Origin of the sequence: Coprococcus sp. AM100_B19A, from assembly GCF_027662015.1 — a bacterium.
GTDB classification, from domain to species: Bacteria; Bacillota; Clostridia; order Lachnospirales; family Lachnospiraceae; genus Allocoprococcus; species Allocoprococcus comes.
Map to the genome: position 1 here is coordinate 108,177 of NZ_JAQDKN010000007.1, position 18,492 is coordinate 126,668.

An 18,492-nucleotide genomic window follows, 5' to 3' on the forward strand; every position below is an offset into this window, starting at 1 on the left:
TTGCTATTTTTTTATTTATGTATAGTATAGATTGTATGAAGAAAATAAAAACTATAATTCCACTTATTATTACATTTTGTATGAATGCTGTGGTATATTGGGGAGTGCCGCTATTACGGACGGGAATCAAGACTCATAATCTTTCTGGTCCGGCGGATGAAGTGATTCCTTTTATGCCACAGTTTATTATTATTTATTTTGGGTGTTATCTTTTCTGGGTAGTGAACTATTTCATGGCATCGATGCGGGAGGAGAAGGTGAAATACCAGTTTTTTACTGCGGATTTTTATGCGCGGCTGGTATGTATGCTGTGCTTTATTTTTTATCCGACCACGAATACGAGGCCGGTTCTGACAGGGACGGATATCTGGACGCAGGCAGTACGGTTTCTGTATACGGTTGATAAGCCAATCAACCTGTTTCCGTCCATTCACTGCATGGCAAGCTGGTTCAGCTGTATTGCGGTCAGGAAGAATCGGAAGATTTCCAACTGGTATAAAGCTTTTTCAGTCCTGATGACGGTACTGGTTGTGATTTCGACACTGGCGCTTAGGCAGCATGTATGGCAGGATGCAGCAGCAGGAATTCTTCTTGCAGAAGTAACCTGGCAGATCAGCAGACGGACAAATGGATGGCAGATCTATCGGCGTCTGACAGAAAAAATAGCAAATAAACTTGGAAACTGGACAGGAATGAAGAGAGATGGGAAATAAAAAGAAGACGATCTTCAATGTCATATTTTTGCTGGTGGTATTTGCCGGTACAGTGTATGGCGTATTTCATGGGGAAGATATTGGTGAGATTGCGAAGATCCTGGGGCAGATCAATGTATTATGGCTGATTCCGGGAGTGATCTGTGTTGTGGTTTTTATCTGGGGAGAATCGATCATTATCTATTATATGATGCGGACACTGAAAATTCGGCTGAAAAAATGGACATGTTTTTTGTTTTCATCGGTTGGATTCTTCTTCAGCTGTATCACACCTTCGGCATCTGGAGGACAGCCGGCGCAGATTTATTATATGAAAAAAGAAAAGATACCAATACCGGTTTCAACGCTGGTGCTGATGATCGTTACGATCACTTATAAATTGGTACTGGTGGTTGTCGGATTGTGGCTGGTACTGTTTGGACAGGGATTTATCCATAAGTATCTCTGGAGTATCCGGCATATCTTTTATCTGGGGACAGCTCTGAACGTTTTCTGCGTGACGGCGATGCTGGTGCTGGTGTTTCATCCGCGGCTTGCAAGAGAAATCCTGGTAAGAGGAATGGCACTGCTTGAAAAGCTGCACTTTCTACGCCATAAGGAAGCGCGTATTGAAAAACTGAATGCATCAATGGACCAGTACCGGGATACAGCAGTTTTTCTGAAGGAGCACAAGCAGGTAATCGTGAATGTATTTGCGATCACCATGTTCCAGCGGTTTGCGCTGTTTACGGCTACATGGTTTGTATATAAGGCATTTGGGCTTGGAGGTGTAAAAGCAGTCGCAGTTATTACACTTCAGGCGGTCATTGCGGTATCGGTAGATATGCTTCCTCTGCCGGGAGGTATGGGAATCAGTGAAAAATTATTTGCCATGATTTTTATTCCGGTATTCGGAAAACGGCTTCTTTTGCCGGGAATGATCCTGAGCCGTGGGATTGGATATTATACAGAGCTGGGGCTGAGCGCCTTGCTTACGATCGTAGCAAATTTTACAATTGGAAGAAAGAGGGAGATAGAATGTTAGGGGTTTATGATTATACGGTAGTACTTACATATGTCAGTTTGATGGTATCAATTGGAGGAATGATGTTTGCAGTAAACGGGCATCTGCATCTGGGCGTGATGTGTCTTGCAATCTCCGGTCTTTGTGATATGTTTGATGGAAAGATTGCAAGAACAAAAAAGAACCGGACAGAAGTGGAAAAGCGTTTCGGAATCCAGATTGATTCGTTAAGCGATATTGTTTGCTTCGGAGTTGCGCCGGCTGCTCTTTGTTACTGTTTCGGAATGCGCGGTGTGATCGGTGTGGCAATCCTGATGTTTTATGTACTTGCAGGTCTGATCCGTCTTGCGTGGTTCAATGTGATGGAAGAACAGCGTCAGGAAGAAACAGCAGAGAAAAGAGAATGTTATCAGGGGCTCCCGATCACATCCATGGCAATCGCACTTCCGCTTGTGGTTGTATTAAAACCATTTTTAGGTTGTGAATTTATGCTTGCGCTTCATGTGGTCATGCTGGTGGTCGGCATTCTGTTTATCACCAATTTCAAACTGAAAAAGCCGAAAAATGTGACCATGGGTGCGATTGTAGCTGTTGTGGCAATGGCAGTGATCGCTATTCTGGTCCGGCACTATATGCGTTATATGAGCATGATGTAATGAAACCAGGTTATGAGCAAGCAGCAAAGTAAAGGGCAGAGATCTGCCTGACAGCTACATTATCAGGCATGGATAAGGCGGACAGGAGGTAGAAAAATGGATTATATAGACAGAGAAGGTCATCGGATAAAAAAGACAACCAGTCAGGATAAGTTTTTAAAATTTGTGTATACCCATACAGCAACCAGAGTACTGATGCGCCCGCTTCTTTTACCGGCAGTATCCAGACTGGGAGGGAAGCTGTTGAATACAAAAGTGTCCGCTGTTTTTGCCGGACTATTTGCCAGAACCCACGGGATCGATCTGAACAAATATGAAAAACAGAAATTTGATTCCTATAATGATTTCTTTACCAGAAAAATAAAAGCTGAGGAACGCCCGGTTAACAGGGAAGATACCGTACTGATCAGTCCATGTGACGGGAAAGTGAGTGTCTATCCAATTCACGAAAACGGACGATTCTTCATTAAACATACACCATATACAACCCACAGCCTCATTCGCGATGCAAAGCTTGCCAGACATTATATGGGAGGCTGGGCGGTAGTGATCCGTCTTACAGTAGACGATTACCACAGATACTGCTACGTGGCGGATGGAGAAAAGACCTATCAGAGGAGGATTCCGGGAATTTTTCACACTGTAAATCCGATTGCAAATGATATCTGCCCGATCTACAAAATGAACAGCAGAGAATACTGTCTTGTAAAAAATGAAAAACTCGGCACCGTCCTGATGATGGAAGTCGGTGCACTGATGGTAGGAAAGATCCGGAATTATAAAAAAGAACGCTGCCAGGTAAAACGCGGCGAAGAAAAAGGAAGATTTGAATTCGGAGGTTCAACGGTTGTGCTGTTCCTGGAACCAGATAAAGTCTTGCCAGACAGTGATCTGATCCGGAACACGTTGCAGGGAGCAGAAACCATTGTGAAGATGGGAGAACGCATAGGGGGAGTTATATAGGCTTGCTGGTTCAAAAGGGACGCGCAACTGAATGTTTCCATCTTGCCGGACAGGCTTGAGGCATTAAGGGACTCTAAAATTTTGAAAAGATGCTAAAAACAGGGGAAGAAATCCACAAACTCGCTGTCGCTCAGACAGTGTGGATTTCTTCCCCTAACGCATCTTCTCAAAACCTAAGATTCCCTAAAAGTCTCAAATGCCGTCAAGACGGAAACATTCAGCTGCGCTGTTCGTTTCAGAAAATTATTTAGCTGCAGCGTCCCCATTTTCACTCTACAACAACCCCTGCATCACCGGCAAAGGTGATTCCACAACGTAATCTGCCGCCTTTTTGGCGAGAGGGTGGCCGGTTGCCATGACATACGCTGTTCCAGCAGCTTTCAGCATCTCGATATCATTCTGCTGGTCTCCGAAGCAGATGCATTCCTCTTTTTTGATCCCGAATTTTTCCATTAGAACTTTCAGTGCCGTTCCTTTATTTGCATTTGGCGCAATAAAATCAATCCAGTGATCCGCAGAAGTTACAACGCAGATTTCATCCCCGATTCTTTTGTGGAAGAAGGGTTCCAGATTCTTTGTGCCACCAAAATCACAGATGGCTGCTTTGATGATCGGTTCTTTGATCGCATACAGATCCGGCACGTAGGTAACGATGTTATGCATATCATTTTCCATATAATCAATGAAACGTTCATCGGTTGAGTCGCTGTAATAAGTATCTTTTACAGAAAGGATACAGTGTCCGGTGTGATAGATCTTCCGGTATTCCATCAGGGCATCCAGAATATGCCGGATGGTTTTGGATGGAGTCAGACCGGTGGCGAGTACTTCTTCTTTATAGACGCACATGGAACCATTTTCAGCGATATATGGAATGTCAAAGCCGAGAGGAGCGAAAAGCCTGCGGATATTGGCATACTGGCGTCCGCTTGCGGCAGTGAAGATGATTCCTTTTTCATGAAGTGCTTTAATCGTATCATATATTTCTTTCGGCACAGTCTGCTGATAGTTGTGAAGCAGAGTGCCGTCCAGATCACTTGCAACTAATTTGATCATAAATTTCCTCCTGAGTCAAAATAACGATACGCCGGAAACTATGGCGTAAAACTACATTGACAGTATAGCAAAAATGAGAAGGGCAGGCAATGCAGAGCTGAAAAGAGAAAAAACAAATGCTAAAATTTGAGAAAGCGGATAAGCAGGAGGTGACGAAATGCAGCAAAGCGGAAAAGATGTAAAACGGACACTGGGACAGAAGACAGAGGATCGTCTGATGAAATATATTCTGGATAAACCGGTAAAAATAGGAGAGAGGATACCTACTGAAGGTGAACTGACAGAATTATTTGAAGTTGGACGAAGTACGGTAAGAGAGGCGGTTAAAGGGCTGGTCACAAGAGGCGTGCTGGAAGTGCGCAGAGGAGACGGAACTTATGTCATCAGTACCATTTATATGGAAAATGATGTTCTCGGGTTTGGAAACATGGAGGACCGTTATCGGTTGGCACTGGATCTGTTTGATGTACGTCTGATGATCGAACCGGAGATTGTAACCTGGGCGTGCAGAAAAGCAACGGAAGAGCAGATTCAAAAGTTAAAGCAGTTATGCGATGAGCATGCATCTGACCGATAACAGACAAGTGATTATTGAGATGCTGGCAAAATGTGGAAAAATAAAAATACATCTGATGTTTGCAAATAAAAACGGATGTCATCTGGCAAAAAATATGTAAAATATATAAAAAACAGGCGGTATATCTGATAAAGGAAATGGCAAAGAAGCAGGGTGTAACGGAAGAACTGAAAGCAACGGATATGATGAGATGGATAGAATTGATGAATAACATTCGAGCCTGTGCCGATGAGATTGTATTGAATGATATTGTGTATTCCTAACGGATACCAACCGAAGAAGAACTGCTGTCAAACCGATGGCAGTTTTTCTTTTTCGGCAAGTATTCAAGAAGTCATTAAGTTGTGAGTATAATCGAAGTGGTAGAAAAGTTATCTCTTATATCTGTTGTAACTTTTTTATGGACTCTATTGACAAGAAAACTTGGCGTGTGTATAATTAAAATATGCAAAGAAAACTTGGCGTGGAGGTGTTTTTATGAAAAAGGACGAAATCTTAAATGCAAGCAGAAAAGAACATCGCAATAAGGACTTGGCTGAAATGGAAGTGGTATATCAAGCCGGAAGTCACGCAAGCAGAGTTGGTGCTTTAGTGTGTTGTTTGCTTTCGCTGTTATCTTCTGTGCTTGCTCATACTATGATTTACAGTCCGTGGGTTATATACTTCAGCATTATTGCAACACAATGGTTAGTTCGTTTTATCAAAATGAAGCGAAAGAGCGATTTGGTCTTGACTGTTCTGTTTTTTGTGCTTTCTATTTTGGCATTTGTTGGATTTGTTAGCCATCTTTTAGAGGTGAGAATATGAAAGAACAATTACAACTGAAAAATCACTTAAAGGAAGTTCGCACAGAAGCAAATCTTTCTCAAGCTCAGCTTGCAGAAATGGTAGGGGTATCAAGAAATACCATTAGTTCTATTGAAACAGGACAGTTTAATCCAACTGCAAAATTGGCTCTAATTCTTTGTATTGCATTGGACAAAAAATTTGAGGAACTATTCTATTTTTAGGAGGTCATTATGGAAAATATTATAATGTTGATTTTGGGAGTGTTCATATCTGTTGTGGGAATTGTAAATATCAAAGGCAATATCAGCACAATTCACTCTTATAACAGGCGAAAAGTAAAGGAAGAAGATATACCAAAGTATGGAAAAACAGTCGGCACAGGAACGCTGATTATAGGAATATCTCTTGTATTAGGTTTTATTGTTTCGTTTTGGAGTGAAATAATTATAGATTATATCATTCTTCCAGCAGTTATTGTCGGATTAGGCTTTATATTGTATGGACAGTTCAAATACAATAAAGGAATTTTTTGAGAATCAGGGAGGTATAAAGATGGAATTGAACACAATATCAGGTCTGGCGATAGCGGGAGTTATCTGCTCCGTTGTCCTCTCGATGGGGGTACCGATTGCTTTGTTCATTGCAGGAAGGGTGAAGCTTAAGGCAAGGATTTCCTCGTTCTTTATCGGAGCAGGAACCTATCTGCTGTTTGCCATGCTGTTGGAGCAACAGCTGCATGTTCTTGTCATTCAGTTCTGCGGACTGAACGCACAGAGCAGGCCATGGCTTTACTATGTGTACGCGGCTTTGGCTGCAGCGGTTTTTGAAGAGACCGGAAGACTGATTGCCATGAAGTTCTGGATGAAGAAATGGCTGGATTTTCCAAATGCACTGATGTATGGAATCGGGCATGGCGGTGTGGAGGCCATTCTGATCGGAGGACTCTCCGGAATCAGTAATCTTGTGTCCATGCTGATGATCAACAGCGGAGCCATGCAGAATACGCTGGCGGCACTTCCTGCTGAGTCTGCAAACCAGACCGTGTCACAGCTGTCGGCCCTATGGACAACACCGGCACCACTCTTTTTTGTAAGCGGAATCGAAAGAATCAGTGCCATCATTCTGCATATCGGGTTGTCACTGCTGATCTACCGGGCGGTAAAGGCAGGCAAATGCAGGACAGCGGCTTTTACAGCGGTTCTTGCATATGGGATTCATTTTATCGTGGACTTCTTTGCCGTGGCAGGTCCGGCGCTTCTTCCCATCTATGTGATTGAAATTGGTGTCTTTGTGATGGCAGCCGGAACTCTTGTTATGGCGCTGAAGATGGGAAGGATGGAAGAACTGTGAATTCCAGTTTTCTGCTATCATAAAACAGAATATATCTGACAGAACACACCGTAGAAATACGGTGTTTTTTGTTACCCAAAACCCATAATTCAATACATAACCACAGGTTAGTACAAATAACTTATGTGCTTTTTTGAAAGGCTTAGAAAGGTACCAGCGGTCATGTAAACAAGGTATGGTTTTCCTTCAGCGCGTTTTCTATCAAGGAACTGATAGACAGGTTCGTTTACAGGCTTGGAGAAAACTTAGAGAAACTCAAGGAAAACGGATTCTATGAGAAATGCTGTTGTTAAGGCAGGAACAAAATTCATCGTAAGTCCTGGATTCAATCCTGAAATCGTAAATTATTGTCTGGAAAAAGAAATTCCGATTTTCCCGGGATGTGTGACACCGTCTGAAGTGGCACAGGCAGTAAAAAGAGGACTGAAAGTAGTTAAATTCTTCCCGGCAGAACCTGCAGGTGGAGTGGCTATGATCAAAGCAATGGCAGCACCATACAATCAGCTTCGTTTTATGCCGACAGGTGGAATCGGAACACAGAATCTGAAAGATTATCTGGGATTTGACAAGATCATCTGCTGCGGCGGAAGCTGGATGGTAAAAGCAGATCTGATCCAAAACGGCGAATTCGAGAAAATCTGTAATCTGACAAAAGAAGCGAAAGAACTGGCAAAGAGCATTCGCCCTTAATGAACTGAGCCCTTTTATCAAGGGGAACACATGACCTCCAAGGAGGTACTAATCTATCCTTTATAATATACAAAAAAGAACAGAAAAGATTTTGGTATCTGAGAATCTTTTCTGTTCTTTTTACTTGGCTTAAAGTGCATTGATGTGGATATGATTAAAACCCCTGGGAGATTTATTGTTTGGTTCAAAATAAGTTTCTGTATCTTTTTCATCACGGAAAATATCAGCAACAGAACCGTCACAAGCAACCAAACGATAACGGTTCCTGTATAGAGTAGGTTTAAGCTTCTGGTTAAAAATCTGCAAAAGTTCCCATAATGCACCATCTTTTAATTTTGTACGTTGGCGATAAAAAGCAGCTTTTGATGGTGTTTCATCGGAGCGTCCGAAAAAATGGTAAAGTTCTTCCCTTAAACAGTCATCTTCCATGGTCAGCAAAAGAAGAAGAAAATCATGGAAGCTAATGTATGAATTTTTTGCAGTATCAATCAGGCTTCTTCAGAAAAACTCACGATCACAGTTGGATATCCGCTCTGTTTTAGTCTTCGTTCCATCATGGCGGCATCATTCAATACATCGAACTGACCGACCAGAACCCGGTCATACTGGCTGCTGTCATCAATCCGGGCAGGGAAATCCATTTCGGTCAGTTCATTAAGAAGCCGTCTGGCATACGCCGGATTTCGGAATGCACCGACCTGCACACTGTAGGTTACAGATGGAGAAAAATTAGGAGATTCGGAGTCTGTATTTTTATCAGACGGATTCATGTGAGCAGAGTCTGACGTACAAGGAGAATCAGGGACTGAGCCTGAATTTGTCAGGGTACCAACATCTGATTTTGTAGAACCGTCAGCAGGAGAAACGGAAGCAGAAGTATCTGCGTCAGAAGAAGTCCTTCCTGATTCCGATGCGGTCGAACTGTTTCTTGCGCCTTCTGGTTTCCAGAGCCCTTTTTCTTCCAGCGTATCCAGGATTCCATCTGCAATTGCCTGCGCAATATCATTGAAGTTCTTATCGAAAATTGTGTTATCAGAATCGGAATTGATAAAACCGACTTCGACCAGAATCGCCGGCATTTTTGTACGGCGAAGGACAACCAGATTTGGGCGCACCTTTACTCCGAGATCCTTGAACCCAACTGTCTCCAACTGTGCATTGATATTTTCCGCCATCTCATATTTGATACCGGAAAGGTTATAGATCAGGCTTTCCACACCCATGTACTGATTGGCAAGAGGACTGGAATTCCGGTGGATCGATATGAAGAAATCCACACCGGCTTCGTTTGCCTCTGTTGCTTTCTGGAAAGGTGTCTCATAAATATCCGTTGTCCGTGTGTATTCCACATCAATTCCGCTGTTTTGTAAAATTTCTCCGATCGCAAGCACCAGCTTCAGTACATCATCTTTTTCCTGGCGACCATTATACACAGCTCCCGGATCACGTCCTCCGTGACCGGCATCGAGCATGATAGATACAGGCATAGATATACCTCAAAAAATGAACTTTATATAATATATGTCGGATATCCTGAAAAGTGAAAATGAGAAATCGATTAAGAAAAATATGCTGCGTGCTTTGCACTCTCGCAATTCTCAAAAACATTCGTAATCCGCTCATTTTTCTTTGAAAAATGGCTACTTACTCATGTTTTTGGTGGGTCAAGAGGTCAAAAATCCTCTTGCAAGCAAGCATGCATCGGCTTTCTGACCTTTTGACCCTGGTATCCTCATTATATTGCAGAAAAATAAATTGTCAGGTAGGAAATATAATGTTATGATAAGTCTGTAGCGATATGCTACAGGAAAGCAATCATTAGTTTGTTGATTACGTTTCTTGTCTTTCTTGACCGGAAGAACAAGAAAAATATATTCATATATTATAGAATCGGGAGAATCAAAATATGGCAGAAAGATTAGAATTTCGTGAAAAACTTGCAGGGATCCTTACCCTGTGTGAAAGCCAGAATAACATCACAGACAAAGCCACAGTCGAAGCTTACTTCGCAGAAGACAATTTATCAGCAGAACAGATGGAGCTTGTATTTGATTATCTTCTTTCCAAGAAAGTAATCGTAAAAGGCTACGTCAAAGCTGGTGGTTCGATCAAAAATGCAGAAAACACCGAAGGACCGATCCGATATACCCAGGAAGAACAGGATTATTTAAACCTTTACGAGCAGGATCTGAAAGGATTAAGAGATGGGGATCCATTAAAAGAACTCCTACCGGCAATCCTCACCATGGCAAAAGAGATGCACAGGGCAGATATCTACATCGGAGATCTCGTCCAGGAAGGCAACATGGGACTCATGCTCGCCATGGAAGACCATGCAGATGATACCGAAGCCCTTTTAAGCATGGCAAAAGAAAGCATGCAGGCACTTCTTGAATCTCAGGAAGAAACTAAAAAACAAGATAACCGCATGGTAGAAAAAGTCAACGACCTTGATGAACAGATCAAAAAACTTTCCGATGAACTCGGCCGAAAAGTCAGCGTAGACGAGCTGGAAGAATTCGCTGGCATCACCGAAGATGAGATCAGCAACATCCTAAAACTAGCCGGTGAAGAACTTCCCCCAGAAGAGAAGTAGAAATATACTGCAGAAAAAAATTATTTTACATAAATACATGTAGTTGATATTACACTATCGTCATACTCTAAAAGTACGAAAAGAATATCTGCAACCAACAAACTTCAACAGTCAATAGAACCCACAGCCCGAAGATGGCTGTGGGTTCTGTTTCTCATAAATCATTCCATTCTGTTTTGTCTTGAAAAACCAGAGGGAGAGGTTATTGCAGCCTCTCCCTCGTCCATTCGCACAATCGAGTAAGCTGACGCCTACTCGATTGGCATACTTTGTACACCATCTCGCTTGACAGATCGATGATGTACATTCGCCAAATGCAGATCCTTGTGCAAGCACAAATCTGCACTTGGCTCATCGTATACACAAAAAAATGGATGCAGGAGAAACTCTCCCACATCCATTTTCTAATTTTGCATTTAAGCCTGCGGTCCAGCAGATACAAGTGCTTTACCAGCAGCATTTCCTTCGTATTTAGCGAAGTTCTTAACGAATCTTGCAGCAAGATCCTTAGCTTTTTCTTCCCATTCAGAAGCATCAGCATATGTGTCGCGAGGATCAAGGATTCCTGAATCAACGCCCGGAAGTTCTGTAGGTACTTCGAAGTTGAAGTAAGGAATTTTCTTGGTCGGTGCATTTAAGATGTCTCCGTTCAGGATTGCATCGATGATACCACGAGTATCTTTGATAGAGATACGTTTTCCTGTTCCGTTCCATCCTGTGTTAACGAGGTAAGCTTTTGCTCCGCTCTTTTCCATCTTCTTAACAAGTTCTTCTGCATATTTTGTCGGATGCAGTTCAAGGAATGCCTGTCCGAAGCAAGCAGAGAATGTTGGTGTCGGTTCTGTGATTCCACGTTCTGTACCGGCAAGCTTAGCTGTGAATCCAGACAGGAAGTAGTACTGTGTCTGTTCCGGTGTCAGTACAGATACCGGTGGAAGTACTCCGAAAGCGTCTGCAGACAGGAAGATTACATTCTTAGCTGCCGGTGCAGAAGAAATCGGACGTACAATATTTTCAATGTGGTTAATCGGATAAGATACACGTGTATTTTCTGTTACACTCTTATCAGCAAAATCAATTTTTCCTTCAGCATCAAGAGTTACGTTCTCAAGAAGAGCGTCACGTCTGATTGCGTTGTAGATATCTGGTTCAGATTCTTTGTCAAGGTTGATAACCTTAGCGTAGCATCCACCTTCAAAGTTGAATACTCCGTTGTCATCCCAGCCGTGTTCGTCATCACCGATGAGGAGGCGCTTCGGGTCTGTAGAAAGTGTAGTTTTACCTGTTCCTGAAAGACCGAAGAAGATAGCTGTGTTTTCGCCGTTCAGATCAGTGTTTGCTGAGCAGTGCATAGCAGCGATTCCCTTAAGTGGGAGGTAGTAGTTCATCATAGAGAACATACCTTTCTTCATCTCTCCGCCGTACCATGTATTAACGATAACCTGTTCTTTGCTTGTGATATTGAATAAAACAGCTGTTTCAGAGTTAAGTCCAAGTTCTTTGTAGTTTTCAACTTTTGCTTTAGAAGCGTTGTATACTACGAAGTCAGGCTCGAAGTTCTCAAGTTCTTCAGCTGTTGGTTTGATGAACATGTTTGTCACAAAATGAGCCTGCCAAGCAACTTCAACGATGAAACGGATTGCCATACGTGTATCTTTGTTAGCGCCGCAGAATGCATCTACAACATAAAGTTTCTTGTTAGAAAGTTCTTTCTTGGCGATCTCCTTTACAGCTTCCCATGCTTCCTGTGAAGCCGGGTGGTTGTCATTCTTATATTCGTCTGAAGTCCACCATACAGTGTCTTTAGAGTTTTCATCAACTACGATGAATTTGTCTTTAGGGGAACGTCCGGTGTATACACCTGTCATTACGTTCACAGCACCAAGTTCGCTGACCTGACCTTTTTCAAATCCTTCAAGACCTGCTTTTGTTTCTTCTTCAAACAGTAATTCGTAAGAAGGGTTGTGCACGATTTCTGTTGTTCCAGTAATACCATACTTGCTTAAATTGATTTCTGCCATTGCAATTAACCTCTTTCTCCTAATTCTAGTTAAATGGTTAAATGATAAAAGCTGTGAGCGCAGATTTTATCATCTGATGAAGTAAAATTCTTCACCCATTTACCATAATTATACATAATTACGCAATAAAATCAATAAAAAACCGATATTTCTTGAAAAAATTGTTTAAAAAATAACGAAATCCCAAAAGGAAAAGGCAGTCCGCTTTGGACTGCCCTGAAATTGTTGTATATCCTGCAAAATATAAAGAAAAAATTTGTCAGGATTTCTTACTGGGAGGTCTGCTTAATCGTCATTTTCCGATGAGTCAGACGTATGTTCGCGGTAATTCTCCGGAAGATACAGGTGAACGGTCTCAATCCGGTTTTTGTCGAGCTTTTCTACGACCATACGGATTCCATCTTCGGTGACAACGGAGTCACCGGCTTTCGGAAGACGGTCCAGCTTTTCGATGATAAAGCCTCCGAGAGAATCATAATCTTCCGATTCCAGATTCAGCTCCAGGGAATCATTGAGATCGTCAAGATTAGTAGAACCCTCAATAATATATTCGTGTTCGCCTACCGCTTTGATATTTTCTTCTTCATTCTCATCATATTCATCGTGGATCTCGCCAACAATCTCTTCAAGAATATCTTCCAGGGTGATCAGACCGGATGTTTCACCGTATTCATCCAGGACAATTGCGATATTGAATGAGGCCTGGCGCATTTCAACAAGAAGCTCGGAAATGCTCTTGTATTCATAAGTGAAGTAGGCTTCACGGAGAATGTCTTTAATCTGGAACTCACTTTTCTTATTGTCATAAAGAAGAAGATCTTTCATATTGATCGTTCCGACAACATTATCCTTTGTCTCCTGGTAAACCGGAAGACGGGTGAATTTGTCTTCCCGGAACAGGTCGATCAGTTCATCGTAATTGCTGTCAATATCAGCAAAAGTTACGTTGACACGGGGCACCATGACGTCTTTGGCAATGGCATCACCGAGATCAAACACATTGTAGATCATCTCTTTTTCATCCGATTCGATCACGCCGTCCTGATGGCTGACATTTACCACACTTCGGAGTTCAGCTTCGGTCATGGTATTGTCTTTGGCATTCGGATCGATGCGAAGAAGCATCAGAAGACCGGTGGAGAGACCATTTACAATGAAGATAATCGGAGTCATGATCTTCATAAAAATATTGATAACCGGTGCGTAGAAAAGAGACATCTTCTCAGCATGAATGGTTGCCATCGTCTTCGGAGTAATCTCTCCGAAAAGGATGATGAGAAGCGTCATAAGCCCACTTGCGATCGCGACAGCGGTTCCACCAAGGCGGTATGCGATTGTGGTGGCAAGGGAAGCTACCGCAGTATTAACAATGTTGTTGCCGATGAGGATCGCGCTAAGCATTTTACCTGAATTCTCAGTTACGGCAAGTACGGCGCTGGCACGCTTGTTACCCTCGTCTGCAAGGGCACGCATCCGGATTTTGTTGTAGGTTGTAAGTGCTGTCTCGGCTGACGAAAATATGCCGGATAAGAGCAGCAGGACTAGCAAAATAAGTATTTGCGAGACACTCGAGTCCACAGTTAAAAATCACTCCTTTTTGAAAATATTGATAAAATTTCTATGTTATGCCTTACTATATCGCATTTCACTTAATTTTGCAAGAGTGCGTTGAACTTGCATATTTTTTGGTGTATCATATGATGTAAGTTCCAAAATTTATTTTTGACACTTACATCATATGAGGATGATATTAAAACGTGCTTTGGCACGTAGTAACTTCTATTTGGCGGGAGGTCCAATGGCAATTTCCTGTTAAATAAAAAAAGAAGAATGGCATAGAATATTTATAGATACTAGGAGAAGAGAATGGAACAGAATTTTGAGACATGTTTGTATAATGTGGTCGATGCAGCCAAAATACAGAAGGATGAACCGATGAAGAAGCATACAACCTTCCGAATCGGTGGTCCGGCAGATTATTTTATCATGCCATCGAATGAAAAGGAACTGGCAGAGGCAGTCCGGGTGTGCCGGAAATTTTTGATACCTATATATATAGTAGGAAATGGAAGTAATCTTCTGGTTGGAGACAAAGGTTTCAGAGGCGCGATCATCCAGCTTTATAAGAGTATGGGAACATTTCAGGTAGAAGGAAATCAGATTACGGCGCAGGCAGGATGTTCGCTTGCGCAGATTGCAAATGCAGCACTTGATGCAGCACTGACCGGATTTGAGTTCGCAGCGGGTATTCCGGGAACGCTTGGCGGAGCGGTTGTGATGAACGCCGGTGCGTATGGCGGAGAGATGAAGGATGTACTGACGAGTGTCAGGGTTATGACAGAAGAGGGCGAGATCATGGAGCTTCCGGCAGAAGAACTGGGACTGGGATACCGTACAAGCATTATTCCGGAGAAAAGATATATCGTTTTGGGTGCTGTGATTTCGCTTACAGAAGGCAAAAAAGAAGAAATAAAAGCGCAGATGGATGACCTACGTCAGAAGCGGGTATCGAAGCAGCCGCTGGAGTATCCGAGTGCAGGCAGTACCTTTAAGCGTCCGGAAGGATATTTTGCAGGAAAACTGATCCAGGACAGCGGACTGAAAGGATTTACAGTAGGTGGAGCGCAGGTTTCTGAAAAGCACAGTGGATTTGTGATCAATAAAGGAAATGCGACAGCGGCTGATGTGATGGAGCTGATCCGTCAGGTAACAGCGAAAGTGAAAGAAGATACCGGTGTTACGATGGAACCGGAAGTGAAACAAATAGGAGAATTTTAGGGATGAGATTCGTAATTGTAACGGGAATGTCCGGAGCAGGGAAAAGTACAACTTTGAAAATGATGGAAGACATGGGATATTTTTGTGTGGATAACATGCCGATTCCTTTAATGACAAAACTGACAGAACTTTTGATCGTTCCAAATGGTGAGATCACGAAGATCGCTCTGGGACTTGATATCCGCAGTGGTCAGAATCTGCGTGCACTGGACCAGGTTCTGGACGAACTTGAAAAAGCCAAGATACCACTGGAGATTCTTTTCCTTGAATCGAATGATGATACACTGGTGAAAAGATATAAAGAGACAAGAAGGAACCACCCACTCTCAAAGGGCGGCAGAATTGAGAACGGGATCGCCAAAGAACGTAAGAAGATTGCCTTTTTAAAAGAAAGGGCAGATTACATCCTGGATACAAGCCGGATGCTGACCAGGGAGCTGCGCAGTGAACTGAACCGTATTTTTGCCGAGAATAAAGAATACAAGAATCTCTACATTACCGTGTTATCTTTCGGATTTAAATATGGAATTCCGAGTGATGCAGATCTGGTATTTGATGTCAGATTCCTTCCGAATCCGTATTATATTGATGAACTTCGCCCGCAGAGTGGCAATGACAAGCCGGTCAGGGATTACGTGATGAATAACGATATTTCAAAAGAATTCCTGAAGAAGCTGGTCGACATGGTTGAGTTTCTGATTCCGAACTATGTTGCAGAAGGAAAGAACCAGCTTGTGATCGCAATCGGATGTACCGGCGGAAAACACCGCTCCGTGACACTTGCCAATGAGTTGTATGAACGGCTGTCTGTGGCAGAGAAAGAGTACGGTGTAAAAAAAGAGCATCGTGATATCGAGAAAGATGCAATTACGAAAGCAAAATAGGTGATAGTATGTCTTTTTCTGGAAATATTAAAGAAGAAATATCGCGTCAGCTAAGTCCTGCAAGACATTGCCGGATTGCAGAACTTGCAGCGATCATCAGCATGTGTGGGGCTGTCATGATCGACAGCAGAGGTCATGCAGCACTTAAGATTCATACGGAAAATCTGGCAGTTGCAAGAAAAAGCTTTACTTTATTGAGAAGAACGTTTAATATAGTGGTTGATATCGCTATTCGGGTGAACCGGGAAAAAGGCAGCAGCTACTATTATATAGTTGTAAAAAAACACGAAGATGCTATCAGGGTGCTTCAGGCGGCAAAACTGCTCAATCCTTATGGAGACGTGGAAGAAGAGCTTTCTGTAGTAAAGAATGTCGTGATTCAGGAGACTTGCTGTAAGCGGTCTTTCCTGCGTGGCGTTTTTCTTGCATCGGGATCCATGAGCGACCCGGAGAAGTCCTATCATTTTGAAATTGTCTGTGCGTCGATGGGAAAAGCGCAGCAGATTCAGAAGATAATGAGATGTTTTGCTCTGGACGCAAAGATTGTATCAAGGAAGAAATCATTTGTGGTTTATCTGAAAGAAGGAGCTCAGATCGTGGATGTGCTGAATGTGATGGAGGCACATCAGTCACTGATGGAGTTGGAGAATATCCGTATATTGAAAGATATGAGAAATACGGTGAATCGAAAAGTGAACTGCGAGACTGCGAATATCAATAAAACGGTTTCCGCTGCTGTAAAGCAGATTGACGATATAAGGTATATTGAGGAAACAAAAGGACTCGATAAGCTGCCGGAAGGATTGAAGGACATGGCCCTTACAAGACTTACATATCCGGAGGCATCTTTAAAAGAGTTAGGCGCACTTCTGCAAAATCCGGTAGGCAAGTCCGGAGTGAACCACAGATTGCGCAAGTTAAGTGAAATGGCGGAAGAGATAAGGGCTAAGCAAGGAGGAACATTATGATCAAAAAACCTGTTAAGATTCAATTGTCCGAGGGATTAGACGCCAGACCGATTGCACTTCTTGTTCAGGAAGCTAGTCAGTATTCAAGTTCGGTATATATCGAAGTTGACCAGAAGCAAGTCAATGCAAAGAGCATTATGGGGATGATGAGTCTGACACTGATGCCGGGAGAGGAAATCACCGTTGTTGCGAACGGAACAGATGAAAAGGAAGCAGCAGCTGGTATCGAAAGGTTTCTTGTGAACGTTAAGAACAGATAATTGCATAAAACTTTGAAGAGTCTGCCGAAAGCAGGCTCTTTATGCTATAATGCATGTATCCGTAAGGAGCTGTGGGGACAGCCCTTATAGAGAAAAGAACAGATAACAGGAGGACGGACGTATGAAAAAAGCATTGTTTATTTATAATCCGAATGCAGGAAAGGGACTTTTAAAACCGAAGCTTTCTGATATTATTGACATTATTGTAAAAGCAGGATATGAAGTGGTTGTATATCCGACGCAGAAATATAAAGACGCTTATTATAAAGTAAAGACATTTACAGAGGAGTATGACCGTGTGATCTGCAGTGGTGGTGACGGAACACTTGATGAGGTCGTAACCGGAATGATGAAGAGAGAAAAAAAGATTCCGGTCGGTTACATCCCGACAGGAACGACCAACGACTTTGCGAGCAGTCTCCATATCCCTAAGAATCTTCTCCAGGCGGCAAGTACAGCTGCAGGGGGGGAAGAGTTTCCCTGTGATATCGGACGGTTTAACGGAGATGTGTTCGTGTACATTGCAGCATTCGGACTCTTCACGGATGTATCTTATGAGACAAAGCAGGAAATGAAGAATGTTCTGGGACATCTGGCATATGTGCTGGAAGGAGCAACCAGAATTTTTGATATCCCGTCATATAAATTAAAAGTGACACATGACGGAGAAACGATTGAGGACGAATTTATTTATGGTATGGTGACGAATTCCAGATCTGTTGGCGGTTTCCGTAATATGATCGGGAAGAATGTGGTTTTTGATGACGGAGAATTTGAGGTTACCCTGATCCGGACACCGAAGAACCCGCTCGCGCTTCAGGAGATCATTGGGGCGCTTCTGAGCAGCCAGATCAATACGAAGCACATTTATTCATTTAAGACAGGTGAGATCCATTTTGAATCAGTGGAAGAGATCCCATGGACGCTGGATGGAGAGTTCGGTGGGGAACACGACAGTGTCTGCATCAAGAACGCGAAACAGGCACTTAAAATCGTAGTTCCGGAAGAGGAACAGTAAAAAAATAAAAAAAGGTCTTGTCAAATGAAAAGAAGTACGTTATACTAAGCAAGTGAGTTAGCCAGACAGCTAATGAACATACATCTGGCCCCCTGGTCAAGCGGTCAAGACGCGACCCTCTCACGGTCGAATCAGGGGTTCGATTCCCCTGGGGGTCAGCCTATAAAAGC

The 18,492-nt window shown here is 42.8% G+C and carries 21 protein-coding genes, 1 tRNA gene and 1 pseudogene; 18 read left to right on the forward strand and 5 right to left on the reverse strand.

The genetic code is table 11. From position 1 onward, the window contains the following. Nucleotides 1-173 precede the first annotated feature (173 nt). The 4 genes from PGQ33_RS09020 (at nucleotide 174) to PGQ33_RS09035 (ending at nucleotide 3,335) form a co-directional block, all read left to right on the forward strand. On the forward strand, nucleotides 174-713 hold the full coding sequence (locus PGQ33_RS09020) for a phosphatase PAP2 family protein (RefSeq protein ID WP_270205616.1): 540 nt from the start codon (nucleotides 174-176) through the stop codon (nucleotides 711-713). Then, on the forward strand, nucleotides 703-1,737 hold the full coding sequence (locus PGQ33_RS09025) for a lysylphosphatidylglycerol synthase transmembrane domain-containing protein (RefSeq protein ID WP_195502396.1): 1,035 nt from the start codon (nucleotides 703-705) through the stop codon (nucleotides 1,735-1,737). Before PGQ33_RS09020 ends, PGQ33_RS09025 begins: the two co-directional genes overlap by 11 nt. Then, nucleotides 1,731-2,372 (forward strand): CDP-alcohol phosphatidyltransferase family protein, encoded by a 642-nt coding sequence (locus PGQ33_RS09030; protein ID WP_270205617.1) that lies wholly within the window; start codon nucleotides 1,731-1,733, stop codon nucleotides 2,370-2,372. The genes PGQ33_RS09025 and PGQ33_RS09030 overlap by 7 nt, the downstream gene beginning before the upstream one ends. Before the next feature lie 96 nt (nucleotides 2,373-2,468). Further along, nucleotides 2,469-3,335, forward strand: coding sequence for a phosphatidylserine decarboxylase (locus tag PGQ33_RS09035; protein WP_270205618.1), 867 nt, complete (start codon nucleotides 2,469-2,471; stop codon nucleotides 3,333-3,335). Between the two features lie 273 nt (nucleotides 3,336-3,608). On the opposite strand, the gene PGQ33_RS09040 is transcribed toward PGQ33_RS09035, so the two are convergent. Further along, complete coding sequence (locus PGQ33_RS09040; protein WP_270205619.1) at nucleotides 3,609-4,391, reverse strand: HAD family hydrolase; 783 nt, start codon at nucleotides 4,389-4,391, stop codon at nucleotides 3,609-3,611. A 157-nt stretch (nucleotides 4,392-4,548) separates the two neighbouring features. Between PGQ33_RS09040 and PGQ33_RS09045 the strand changes: the two genes are divergently transcribed. The 7 genes and pseudogenes from PGQ33_RS09045 to eda all read left to right on the forward strand — a co-directional run. Then, a complete protein-coding gene (locus PGQ33_RS09045; protein WP_330663252.1) occupies nucleotides 4,549-4,968 on the forward strand; it encodes a FadR/GntR family transcriptional regulator in 420 nt (139 codons plus the stop codon). A gap of 137 nt (nucleotides 4,969-5,105) precedes the next feature. Then, nucleotides 5,106-5,231 (forward strand): TnpV protein, encoded by a 126-nt coding sequence (locus PGQ33_RS17000; protein ID WP_243000005.1) that lies wholly within the window; start codon nucleotides 5,106-5,108, stop codon nucleotides 5,229-5,231. A 214-nt stretch (nucleotides 5,232-5,445) separates the two neighbouring features. Then, complete coding sequence (locus PGQ33_RS09055) at nucleotides 5,446-5,775, forward strand: DUF6442 family protein (protein WP_005608366.1); 330 nt, start codon at nucleotides 5,446-5,448, stop codon at nucleotides 5,773-5,775. Beyond that, the gene (locus PGQ33_RS09060; RefSeq protein WP_003865061.1) at nucleotides 5,772-5,978 is read left to right on the forward strand and encodes a helix-turn-helix transcriptional regulator; all 207 of its coding nucleotides are present in this window, start codon (nucleotides 5,772-5,774) and stop codon (nucleotides 5,976-5,978) included. Before PGQ33_RS09055 ends, PGQ33_RS09060 begins: the two co-directional genes overlap by 4 nt. Nucleotides 5,979-5,987: 9 nt before the next feature. Continuing rightward, entirely contained in the window at nucleotides 5,988-6,290 is a 303-nt protein-coding gene (locus tag PGQ33_RS09065) for a hypothetical protein (protein WP_008121271.1), read from the forward strand. 19 nt (nucleotides 6,291-6,309) lie between these two features. Beyond that, a complete protein-coding gene (locus PGQ33_RS09070; protein ID WP_226854287.1) occupies nucleotides 6,310-7,107 on the forward strand; it encodes a YhfC family intramembrane metalloprotease in 798 nt (265 codons plus the stop codon). 279 nt (nucleotides 7,108-7,386) lie between these two features. Beyond that, nucleotides 7,387-7,797, forward strand: a pseudogene (gene eda / locus PGQ33_RS09075) (bifunctional 4-hydroxy-2-oxoglutarate aldolase/2-dehydro-3-deoxy-phosphogluconate aldolase); the annotation flags it as partial. 129 nt (nucleotides 7,798-7,926) lie between these two features. On the opposite strand, the gene PGQ33_RS09080 reads toward eda, so the two are convergent. Both PGQ33_RS09080 and PGQ33_RS17155 read right to left on the reverse strand, forming a co-directional pair. Next, a complete protein-coding gene (locus tag PGQ33_RS09080; RefSeq protein ID WP_181974553.1) occupies nucleotides 7,927-8,235 on the reverse strand; it encodes a hypothetical protein in 309 nt (102 codons plus the stop codon). A 50-nt stretch (nucleotides 8,236-8,285) separates the two neighbouring features. Next, nucleotides 8,286-9,284, reverse strand: coding sequence for an N-acetylmuramoyl-L-alanine amidase (locus PGQ33_RS17155; RefSeq protein ID WP_330663253.1), 999 nt, complete (start codon nucleotides 9,282-9,284; stop codon nucleotides 8,286-8,288). 419 nt (nucleotides 9,285-9,703) lie between these two features. Here PGQ33_RS17155 and PGQ33_RS09095 point away from each other — a divergent pair, with 419 nt between their 5' ends. After that, nucleotides 9,704-10,393, forward strand: a complete 690-nt coding sequence (locus PGQ33_RS09095) for a hypothetical protein (RefSeq protein ID WP_270205621.1) — start codon at nucleotides 9,704-9,706, stop codon at nucleotides 10,391-10,393. A 416-nt stretch (nucleotides 10,394-10,809) separates the two neighbouring features. Here the strand turns inward: PGQ33_RS09095 and pckA are convergent, their stop codons facing one another. Together pckA and PGQ33_RS09105 are read right to left on the reverse strand one after the other, a co-directional pair. Then, the gene (gene pckA / locus PGQ33_RS09100) at nucleotides 10,810-12,414 is read right to left on the reverse strand and encodes a phosphoenolpyruvate carboxykinase (ATP) (protein WP_055157751.1); all 1,605 of its coding nucleotides are present in this window, start codon (nucleotides 12,412-12,414) and stop codon (nucleotides 10,810-10,812) included. 285 nt (nucleotides 12,415-12,699) lie between these two features. Next, nucleotides 12,700-13,992: an HlyC/CorC family transporter gene (locus tag PGQ33_RS09105; RefSeq protein ID WP_270205622.1), complete on the reverse strand. Its 1,293-nt coding sequence runs from the start codon at nucleotides 13,990-13,992 to the stop codon at nucleotides 12,700-12,702. 288 nt (nucleotides 13,993-14,280) lie between these two features. Here PGQ33_RS09105 and murB point away from each other — a divergent pair, with 288 nt between their 5' ends. The 6 genes from murB (at nucleotide 14,281) to PGQ33_RS09135 (ending at nucleotide 18,480) form a co-directional block, all read left to right on the forward strand. Continuing rightward, nucleotides 14,281-15,192 (forward strand): UDP-N-acetylmuramate dehydrogenase, encoded by a 912-nt coding sequence (murB, locus tag PGQ33_RS09110; protein ID WP_117823387.1) that lies wholly within the window; start codon nucleotides 14,281-14,283, stop codon nucleotides 15,190-15,192. Between the two features lie 2 nt (nucleotides 15,193-15,194). Next, on the forward strand, nucleotides 15,195-16,076 hold the full coding sequence (rapZ, locus tag PGQ33_RS09115; RefSeq protein WP_270205623.1) for an RNase adapter RapZ: 882 nt from the start codon (nucleotides 15,195-15,197) through the stop codon (nucleotides 16,074-16,076). Nucleotides 16,077-16,084: 8 nt separating this feature from the next. Then, on the forward strand, nucleotides 16,085-17,044 hold the full coding sequence (gene whiA, locus PGQ33_RS09120; RefSeq protein ID WP_173690104.1) for a DNA-binding protein WhiA: 960 nt from the start codon (nucleotides 16,085-16,087) through the stop codon (nucleotides 17,042-17,044). Continuing rightward, the gene (locus PGQ33_RS09125; RefSeq protein WP_008372676.1) at nucleotides 17,041-17,304 is read left to right on the forward strand and encodes an HPr family phosphocarrier protein; all 264 of its coding nucleotides are present in this window, start codon (nucleotides 17,041-17,043) and stop codon (nucleotides 17,302-17,304) included. Before whiA ends, PGQ33_RS09125 begins: the two co-directional genes overlap by 4 nt. Nucleotides 17,305-17,425: 121 nt before the next feature. Then, nucleotides 17,426-18,322 (forward strand): diacylglycerol/lipid kinase family protein, encoded by an 897-nt coding sequence (locus PGQ33_RS09130; protein ID WP_055262206.1) that lies wholly within the window; start codon nucleotides 17,426-17,428, stop codon nucleotides 18,320-18,322. Between the two features lie 86 nt (nucleotides 18,323-18,408). Continuing rightward, nucleotides 18,409-18,480, forward strand: a tRNA-Glu gene (locus tag PGQ33_RS09135). Nucleotides 18,481-18,492: the final 12 nt, after the last annotated feature.

Excerpts from the sequence above, each read along its gene's own strand:
- PGQ33_RS09055 (WP_005608366.1), top strand. The coding sequence starts at position 5,446 with ATGAAAAAGGACGAAATCTTAAATGCAAGCAGAAAAGAACATCGCAAT.
- PGQ33_RS09025 (WP_195502396.1), top strand. The coding sequence starts at position 703 with ATGGGAAATAAAAAGAAGACGATCTTCAATGTCATATTTTTGCTGGTG.
- rapZ (WP_270205623.1), top strand. The coding sequence starts at position 15,195 with ATGAGATTCGTAATTGTAACGGGAATGTCCGGAGCAGGGAAAAGTACA.
- whiA (WP_173690104.1), top strand. The coding sequence starts at position 16,085 with ATGTCTTTTTCTGGAAATATTAAAGAAGAAATATCGCGTCAGCTAAGT.
- PGQ33_RS09020 (WP_270205616.1), top strand. The coding sequence starts at position 174 with ATGCCACAGTTTATTATTATTTATTTTGGGTGTTATCTTTTCTGGGTA.
- PGQ33_RS09040 (WP_270205619.1), bottom strand. The coding sequence starts at position 4,391 with ATGATCAAATTAGTTGCAAGTGATCTGGACGGCACTCTGCTTCACAAC.
- PGQ33_RS17000 (WP_243000005.1), top strand. The coding sequence starts at position 5,106 with ATGGCAAAGAAGCAGGGTGTAACGGAAGAACTGAAAGCAACGGATATG.
- PGQ33_RS09125 (WP_008372676.1), top strand. The coding sequence starts at position 17,041 with ATGATCAAAAAACCTGTTAAGATTCAATTGTCCGAGGGATTAGACGCC.
- murB (WP_117823387.1), top strand. The coding sequence starts at position 14,281 with ATGGAACAGAATTTTGAGACATGTTTGTATAATGTGGTCGATGCAGCC.
- PGQ33_RS09130 (WP_055262206.1), top strand. The coding sequence starts at position 17,426 with ATGAAAAAAGCATTGTTTATTTATAATCCGAATGCAGGAAAGGGACTT.
- PGQ33_RS09095 (WP_270205621.1), top strand. The coding sequence starts at position 9,704 with ATGGCAGAAAGATTAGAATTTCGTGAAAAACTTGCAGGGATCCTTACC.
- PGQ33_RS09070 (WP_226854287.1), top strand. The coding sequence starts at position 6,310 with ATGGAATTGAACACAATATCAGGTCTGGCGATAGCGGGAGTTATCTGC.
- PGQ33_RS09065 (WP_008121271.1), top strand. The coding sequence starts at position 5,988 with ATGGAAAATATTATAATGTTGATTTTGGGAGTGTTCATATCTGTTGTG.
- PGQ33_RS09030 (WP_270205617.1), top strand. The coding sequence starts at position 1,731 with ATGTTAGGGGTTTATGATTATACGGTAGTACTTACATATGTCAGTTTG.
- PGQ33_RS09060 (WP_003865061.1), top strand. The coding sequence starts at position 5,772 with ATGAAAGAACAATTACAACTGAAAAATCACTTAAAGGAAGTTCGCACA.
- pckA (WP_055157751.1), bottom strand. The coding sequence starts at position 12,414 with ATGGCAGAAATCAATTTAAGCAAGTATGGTATTACTGGAACAACAGAA.
- PGQ33_RS09035 (WP_270205618.1), top strand. The coding sequence starts at position 2,469 with ATGGATTATATAGACAGAGAAGGTCATCGGATAAAAAAGACAACCAGT.
- PGQ33_RS09045 (WP_330663252.1), top strand. The coding sequence starts at position 4,549 with ATGCAGCAAAGCGGAAAAGATGTAAAACGGACACTGGGACAGAAGACA.
- PGQ33_RS17155 (WP_330663253.1), bottom strand. The coding sequence starts at position 9,284 with ATGCCTGTATCTATCATGCTCGATGCCGGTCACGGAGGACGTGATCCG.